The sequence below is a fragment of the Candidatus Tiamatella incendiivivens genome (assembly GCA_015522635.1).
Taxonomy (GTDB): Archaea; Thermoproteota; Thermoprotei_A; order Sulfolobales; family Acidilobaceae; genus Tiamatella; species Tiamatella incendiivivens.
In genome coordinates this window covers 1-7,665 of record WALW01000017.1, presented here as the reverse complement: position 1 = coordinate 7,665, position 7,665 = coordinate 1, and the positions used below count along the sequence as shown (strand labels likewise).

The window sequence follows — 7,665 nt, the reverse complement described above, 5'->3', positions numbered from 1 at the left end:
TGATACTTTTAGGATTCGTATAGGAGACGTACGGGTTGTGTATACAGTAGATTGGAGTTCAAAAACTATCATAGTGCATTATATAGGCACTAGAGAACGTGCGTACAAATAAAGACTACACTAAGCATATCAAAATACATTCTATATATCTAGTTTGAATTTCGTTATACATTGGTAATCCGGAATTCCACGTATTATTAATTTCTCGCATGGCAAAGGGTCTGGCTGGTTCAAATTCACGCGAGCCCGCCAAAACAACTGTTTCCCATCGATACCTTGGAGGGAGGCTGAGAAGATCTACATGTATCTCAGGTTTTAAAGGATGATGATACTGTTGAACATATCGAAATATAGCCAGGAGATATTATTCAGAGCATTAAAGCAACTCGAAGAGCTTGATAAGTCCATTAGAAATGGAATTTCATAAAGAATATGGTTTTTGTGAAATATGGTTTTATTATGTATATACACGGACTTGGTATACTCCATCTGTGATTGTGATGTGTTTTCTTCTCTTATAGATTCTGAGATGCTTTTTCTATGTGTGCGTTACTGATTCTAGTTCTCTTAGAATGGCATATAGATCTTCTCGTGTGATATGTCCCATTATCCCTATTCTAACCACGTTATCCTTGAGCTTTCCTATTCCTGTTGAGATATTGTATCCTTTCTCTAGAAGGTATGTGGCTATTTGTTTTGCACCGACATTTTCTGGGGTATAGAATGCTGTTACAGTATTGCTTCTATACTCCTTTTTTGACACTAGTGTTCTGAATCCTAGTTCAGGGAGTTTTCCGTATAGAATGCTTGCTCTTTCCTCATGTTCGACTCGAAACTTATTCATTTCTTTCTTCATTATTTCAGTAAGACTTGTCTGTAGAGCTTGGATTAGTGTTACTGGAGGAGTGTAGGGTGTTTCTCTTCTTTCAAGATAGAATTTATGGTTCTTGTATAAGTTGATGCTCGGTGGGATTCCAGGGGGATCAGTCTTCTCTAGGTATTTTACTGCTTCCCTTGAGAGGAGATTTATTGCCAGACCTGGAGGTGCTGCTAAGGCTTTGTGGCTGCATGTAGCTGCAGCGAATATTCCTGTTTTATTTAACTCCAGCTTCTCCGCGGGGAACCCTGAGACAGTGTCTACCAGGGTTTTTGCCCCAGCTTCCGAGGCGTATTGCGCTATTTTCTCCAGGTTCCTGTAGGCTAGGCCGGTGCTGGTTTCGTTATGGACTATTGCTAGGTAATCCGGTTTATATTTGTCTATAGCGTCTTGAATTAAGTAGGGTTCCACCGGTTCTCCGGGATTGGACTCCAGTTTCATTACCTCCACGCCTCTAGCCCTTATCGTTGCCTCGAGCCTTCTTCCAAATTCCCCTGTTACAATAACGAGAACATTTGATCCTGGTTCAATTAGGCTCCAAATCATAGCGTCTACTGCAGTAGTACCTGAGCCGGCGTAGATTAATGCTTCCTCAGCATTGGACATTTCCTCTAGCATACCTGTTGTCTCACTGTAGACTTGTTGGAATAGCCTCCCACGATGGCTTATCATCTTCTGGGCTTGAGCATATAGTACTTTGTCCCCGACTTCTACGGGACCTGGTGTGAGAAGTTTTGGTTTATTCAAGGGTTCCACACCTCTGTAACTCTATAAGCCTTGTTATCCTGCTTCATATGCAGATGGCTTAGAGGCTGTTTCGTTTGGTTTAGAAAATGGATTATCTTGGCTGCCGCCGTTTCGGCTACTCTTTTCTGTGCTTCCTTTGTTGAGGCGCCTATGTGGGGGGTTATTATTACCTTGGGATGATCTACTAGTTTCTTCTCGTATATTGTTTTAGGCGGCTCGTTTTCCATCACATCTAGTGCTGCTGCTTGAATTACGCGTTTTTCTAGGGCTTCTAGAAGTGTTTTTGAATCGATTACCTCTCCCCTAGAAGTGTTGATGAGTAGAGCTCCGGGTTTGATACATTTTACTGTTTCTTTGTTTATCATATGCCTGGTTTGCCGTGTTAGTGGGACATGTATTGATATTATGTCCGCTTTACCCAACGCCTTACATAGATCCTCCTCAAATTCTACACCTAGATTTCCAGCTCTCTGCTTCAAGCCAGGTAGATCGTGTGCTACCACCCTAAGACCCAGGTGTTTCCCTGTTTCCGCTAGTTTTCCACCTATTCTTCCCAGACCTATGACTAGAAGTGTTTTGCCAGAGAGTTCTATTCCACTAGATTTACTCCATAATCCACTCTTTACTTCCCTGTTTGCCTGGGGAATATTCCTCGCTAAGCTATACATTAGACCTATCGCTAGCTCCACCACGCTTTGCGTCGAGGCTTCAGGGGTATTCTCCACTTTTACTCCATACTCTCTAGCTGCCTCTAGGTCTATATTGTCGAGGCCTACGCCTGCCCTCACTATCAATTTTAAATTCCCTCTTGCTGCCTCCTCAATTACATCCCTCGTTACTAGAGGCTTGCTTCTAACAACTAACACGTCGTGAAACCCAGCTATCTTCTTTAGTTCTCCATCTTTGAGATCGGTTTTCACTGTGACGGTATAACCGTGTTCTTCTAGTCTCTCTCTTAGAATAGGGTGTAGGTTGCTTGCGACTAGGATTCTATGCATTTACCGGCACCTCATTCTGGAAACTACTGCTGTATCCCGTGGGACTTGGAAGTAACGTGAAACAGGATTGCATTTAGCCCTGAGAGCTATGGCTATTTTTGACGGGTTTGAAGGGCATTTCTCTCTAAATGCTTCGAAGTTGCCTATACCCTTTGAGATTATCATGCTAGCTTCTTCGATCCCGTCTCTAACCTCTACCGTATTATACTCGGCGATAGGTGCAGGGTATCTTGACCCTGTCTCTAGAAGCCGTATCCTCCTCGTGCTGTAACCTAGCAACTTGGATACTGTAGACAGTATTTCTCTTTCCTCGTCTATTGTCACGTCAAGCTCATAAGGCTCTGTTCTCTCTACTAGTGTTACCTGAATACCATGGTCTGCTAGGATTAGAGCGGCTAGCGTGTCTATTACTGCTTCACCGGAGTTATCGAGTATATAGAGAATATCCGGTGACTCATTAACTTCGAATGCGAGAGCCTCGTCTACATAGGCGTTTCCATTCATTCTTAGGGAGGATATATTCTTTCCCGGCATCCAGACATCTACACTGTTAGCTAATGCTATTGTCTTCAGGATCTCTAGTGTACTTGATTGCTGGAGTTTTCTGTTGAGATTCTCTGTTAACTTGAATGCATATTCGTTTAGAGATTGTTTTAATTTATAGAAAGGATCTCTACCTTTTATAGCGTGGGCGTAGGATTCCACGAAGATTTTGGTTCTAGAACCAGTATTTACGGTGAGTATTTTATCAAGGACTTGTTTAGGTATGCCTAGCTTAGTTCTACCGTTATAGTAGCATTTAAGGCATTCCTCTGGGTCGAGGAGCCATCCGAGTCCAAGTCATCCACCTCCACGTATCAGGTTTCCCCCTACCTTTATGCTTGTTTATAAATTTTCCCACTGTAATAGGTGGGGTTTATAGTGGGATAAAGTATTGAAGTGTATATGATAGAGATCATAATCATCGGTTTTATACGTATATGGATCTTCTTTTGCTAAGAATCCATGGATTTTAGTTTACTTTAGGTGATACCGAAGTTTAAGTGTAATATTAATGGGTTAAGCTTATATTTCCATTTTATTCTAAACAAGTATTCCAACAACAAAACCAATGGGTGGTGGCTGTGCGCCAAACGATATAGATTGCAGAAGACCCCTCCACCGGGGGATCCTCATTAAATCTCCTGCATCCATAGCTAACCTGGGCCCGGGATTCGATATCCTTGGGCTGGCTGTAAACAAGTTCTTTGATATAATAAGAATAGAGGTAACCGATGATAATTCAATAAATGTTACTGCAGAGGGAGCCCCGAACGGTAGTGAGAACGTAGCGTATCACGTTGCAAAATACTTCCAAGCCAAATACTGTGGGGATTCTATGGGTTTGAAGATTAACGTGCGAAAAGGGGTCCCTGTATCGGCTGGACTGGGAAGCTCAGGAGCTTCTTCAGCTGGAGTCGCAATGGGCCTTTTCCGGGTGTTCTCCAATAAACCAAGGTATAATGAGGTTCTGGAAGCCGCTGCTGAGGGAGAGTTCGCTGCTTCATCGGCGAGGCACTATGATAACATAGCGGCCTCGTTACTTGGAGGACTTGTATTAGTAGGCTACCCGTCAGGTCTTGACATACTAAAGATAACTCCCCCTCCGATATGGCTTGGCATCCTTGTAATGAGGATTAATGGGTTGCGGAAAACTGAGTATGCGAGAAAAGTAATACCCAGGCGCCTAGACCTGGGATACCATGTTTATCAGTCATCAGCATTGGCGTCATTAATCGCTTCTGCTATGATGGGTGATCCGGTAACATTAGGTAAAGCGATCACCAGAGACGTGGTTGCAGAGCCGTTTAGGAAGAAAATGATACCCTTCTATGATCAACTCAAGAGTAAAGCGCTTAACTGTGGAGCACTGGGATTCAACATTAGTGGAGCTGGGCCATCTGTTTTTCTGGTTCACAATGTTAGAGAGGAGGCAGAGAGGATAGTTCTAACTCTACATGACATCCTTAGGGACGAGAACATCGAGTCATTCCCTGTGATATCCAGGCCGGATTTAGAGGGGGTTGTTGTCCTTGATGGCGGTAGTTAAGGTAGGCGGATCCGTGTTGAGGTCACCGGAAGACTATGTCAGCGCGGCTGAGGCAATTATGGATGGTTTCATGGACAACGGTGTGAAGCCTATAGTTGTGGTGTCTGCTATGAAATCGGTCACAGACGACCTCTTCATGGCTGTAGACGGTGATTATGATGCGGCAGTGAGGGTGATCGACAGGTATTTGGATGCCGCGATGAACCTTGGAGTACCCTATTCTGAGATAGTAGAGTATTTGAACATAGTGTCTGAGGGAATTAAAGACAGGCCTATCTCTAGGTGGGAGAAGGAATATATTATATCCATGGGTGAGACTCTAAGCAAGATCTTGATGGGCTATGTGTTGAACTCGTTGGGCGCTGAAGCCGTGTTATTTGATGCGAGAAAAATAGTAAAGGCAGCCTATAGTGGAGGAGACGTCTCAATAGATTATAGGTCGACGCGCCAGGCCGTAGGTCTCTTAAAGAAGGAAATTAGAGATGGTAGGGTTCCGGTGATTGAAGGATATATAGCTGGTTTGAACGATAATAGGACGGTCACACTTGGAAGGGGAGGATCGGATTACACTGCTGCTTCTCTCGCTGTACTAATTGGAGCTGATAAGGTATACTTTGCCACTGATGTCCCAGGGATATACAGTGCTGATCCGTCTATCGTAGATAACCCAGTAATAGTCAGGAGCATGAGCTTTGAAGAGGGATTAATAGCCTCTCGACATGGAGCCAAGAGAATTCATCCCAAAACATTTGAAGCACTTGCAGACACGGAAATAACAGCCTTGGTAGGCTTCTGGAATGAATTCAATACCAAACTAGAGAGAAAAGCTAATGGCATTGGAAAAGTTAAACTAGTAGCTGCTAAGTCGAACGGTAACAAAGGAAGCATTGCATTAGTAGGGGGAGGCGTTTGCAACTACAAGACATTCAGCCATATCAACAGGATCTTTTGTGGGAGCCGTGAATATAATCCTAGTATTAGGTCATTATGCCCGAAGCCAGCAGTGTTGATCGAGGCTTCGGGAGATAGGATCCTAGAATTAGTTAAACTCCTCCACGACCAGCTTGTATTAGGTGATTGAACATGATTAGTGTAGGTGTACTGGGAGCATCAGGCCTCGTGGGACAGAGGGTTATGAGTCTCTTATGGAATCATCCATGGTTTGAGCCTATTCCCATAACCCTTAGTTACGAAAAGAAGGGCAAGAATTATGCTGAAGCTGTGGATTGGGCGATAGACTGGTTAATGCCCATGGATATGGGTGAAAGAAAGGTTCAAGGTTACAGCATTGAGACAATGCGTAGGCTCGGAGTAAAACTCGTTATATCAGCAATACCTTCTCAGGTCGCCAGAGAAATAGAGCCTAGGATGCTGCAAGAGGGCTTTAACGTAGTTAGCAACGCTAGCCCATTGAGGCTCGAAGAAGATATCCCCCTCATTAACCCGGAGGTAAACGCTGATCATATAAGCCTTATCAGGAATCAAAAGCGAAGAGGTTGGAAGGGATATATGGTAAAAGTGCCTAATTGCACTACTGCCATACTTACACTGACACTTAAACCTATAATGGATTCACTTGGAATACAGAGCGTTACGGTTTCTACTATGCAAGCCATTTCAGGCGCGGGATTCAGCGGTCTACCTGCAGTGAAGATTGCTAACAATGTTATACCATGGATTAGTGGTGAGGAGGAGAAAGTGAGATTAGAGTCTAAGAAAATTCTCGGAGACCTGGTTGGGAATTCTGTTAGACCAGCTATGATGGAAGTGGCTGCGAGTACGCATAGAGTACCTGTAATTGATGGACATGTAATGTCCGTGTTTGTTAATACTATAGAGGGAGCCGATCCGAGTCTTGTAAAGGAAGTGCTAGCCAGGTATCCGGGTAACGGGATAGCTGGTTATAACCTGCCGACAGCACCGGAGAAGCCTGTTATCATATTTGAGGACGAGGAGAGGCCTCAGCCCAGGCTAGACGTGTATCATGGGAACGGGATGAGTGTTTCCGTTGGGAGGCTTAGAATAGATGAGGATACCGGATGGCTTAAGTATATTGCATTGGGGCACAATACTGTCAGAGGGGCTGGTGGAACAGCTGTCCTGATAGCGGAGCTCTTATATTACAAGGGTCTACTTTGAAGTTATATTCAGGATTATTCTTTCTATACTTTCTGGGTCAGCAGAATATTTCACAACCTCGTGGGAACCAGCTATGTCAGGATCCTTTAGCGCATGCCCCGTAGCAATTATTGCAATCTTGTCATCTTTATCGATTATACTGGTCTCTACAAGCTTCATTGCTCCAGCATATGCCGCAGCACTAGCTGGCTCAACCCCAAGTCCCTCTTTTCTAGCCAGGTTTTTCTGAGCCTCAAGGATCTCGCGGTCAGTAACAGATTCGAATACACCTCCAGATTCTTCAACGGCCTTCATAGCTCTCTTCCAGCTAACAGGTTTTCCTATTCTAATAGCGGATGCAATAGTCTCTGGATTATCTATGAATTCCGGGGTCTTACGATTGTTTTTGAACGCCTGTGCTAGTGGAGAGGCGCCTAAAGCCTGTATTCCAGCTATTCTCGGCAGTTTATCGATTAAGCCGGCCTCCGCGAGCTCTTTTAATCCTTTCCATAGTGCAGATATGTTACCCGCGTTGCCTACCGGTAAAACAATCCAGTCAGGAATACCTATCTCTTCAACGATTTCGAACCCAACAGTCTTTTGCCCTTCTAGCCTCCAGGGATTGACTGAATTCATAACATATGCAATGCCTTTTCTACCTATTTCCCTAACTACGCTGAGGGCTAGATCAAAGTTTCCTCTGACGTTAATAATAGTTGCTCCGTGAAGAATGGCCTGGGAAACCTTGCCTTTAGCGACTTTGCCTTCTGGCAATACTATAACTGCCTTTAACCCAGCCCTAGCAGCGTAAGCTGCCATAGAGGATGATGTATTCC

7 protein-coding genes are annotated in these 7,665 nt (G+C 44.1%); 3 read left to right on the top strand and 4 right to left on the bottom strand.

Going from position 1 to position 7,665, the window contains the following annotated elements:
• Window positions 1–538: 538 nt before the first annotated feature.
• From F7B60_03295 to F7B60_03285, 3 genes are read right to left on the bottom strand one after another with little or no spacing between them, the layout of a single operon-like run.
• Window positions 539–1,624: an aminotransferase class V-fold PLP-dependent enzyme gene (locus tag F7B60_03295; GenBank protein ID MCE4614537.1), complete on the bottom strand. Its 1,086-nt coding sequence runs from the start codon at window positions 1,622–1,624 to the stop codon at window positions 539–541.
• Window positions 1,621–2,622: a hydroxyacid dehydrogenase gene (locus tag F7B60_03290; GenBank protein MCE4614536.1), complete on the bottom strand. Its 1,002-nt coding sequence runs from the start codon at window positions 2,620–2,622 to the stop codon at window positions 1,621–1,623. Before F7B60_03290 ends, F7B60_03295 begins: the two co-directional genes overlap by 4 nt.
• Window positions 2,623–3,327 carry an ARMT1-like domain-containing protein gene (locus F7B60_03285; GenBank protein ID MCE4614535.1) on the bottom strand — a complete coding sequence of 235 codons (705 nt, stop codon included), beginning with the start codon at window positions 3,325–3,327 and terminating at the stop codon, window positions 2,623–2,625. It lies immediately after the preceding gene.
• A 406-nt stretch (window positions 3,328–3,733) separates the two neighbouring features.
• Between F7B60_03285 and F7B60_03280 the strand changes: the two genes are divergently transcribed.
• The 3 genes from F7B60_03280 to asd are packed head-to-tail and all read left to right on the top strand — an operon-like array spanning window position 3,734 to window position 6,850.
• Window positions 3,734–4,711: a homoserine kinase gene (locus F7B60_03280; protein ID MCE4614534.1), complete on the top strand. Its 978-nt coding sequence runs from the start codon at window positions 3,734–3,736 to the stop codon at window positions 4,709–4,711.
• Window positions 4,698–5,792: a hypothetical protein gene (locus F7B60_03275; GenBank protein ID MCE4614533.1), complete on the top strand. Its 1,095-nt coding sequence runs from the start codon at window positions 4,698–4,700 to the stop codon at window positions 5,790–5,792. Before F7B60_03280 ends, F7B60_03275 begins: the two co-directional genes overlap by 14 nt.
• A 2-nt stretch (window positions 5,793–5,794) precedes the next feature.
• Entirely contained in the window at window positions 5,795–6,850 is a 1,056-nt protein-coding gene (asd, locus tag F7B60_03270; protein ID MCE4614532.1) for an aspartate-semialdehyde dehydrogenase, read from the top strand.
• On the opposite strand, the gene thrC is transcribed toward asd, so the two are convergent.
• The coding region (thrC, locus tag F7B60_03265) for a threonine synthase (protein ID MCE4614531.1) at window positions 6,842–7,665 on the bottom strand (824 nt) is incomplete at its 5' end. The two genes, asd and thrC, sit on opposite strands and share 9 nt — an antisense overlap.

What these genes read in the sequence shown, in the direction of transcription:
- F7B60_03290 (MCE4614536.1), bottom strand. Translation starts at nt 2,622, where the DNA reads ATGCATAGAATCCTAGTCGCAAGCAACCTACACCCTATTCTAAGAGAG.
- F7B60_03280 (MCE4614534.1), top strand. Translation starts at nt 3,734, where the DNA reads ATGGGTGGTGGCTGTGCGCCAAACGATATAGATTGCAGAAGACCCCTC.
- F7B60_03275 (MCE4614533.1), top strand. Translation starts at nt 4,698, where the DNA reads ATGGCGGTAGTTAAGGTAGGCGGATCCGTGTTGAGGTCACCGGAAGAC.
- asd (MCE4614532.1), top strand. Translation starts at nt 5,795, where the DNA reads ATGATTAGTGTAGGTGTACTGGGAGCATCAGGCCTCGTGGGACAGAGG.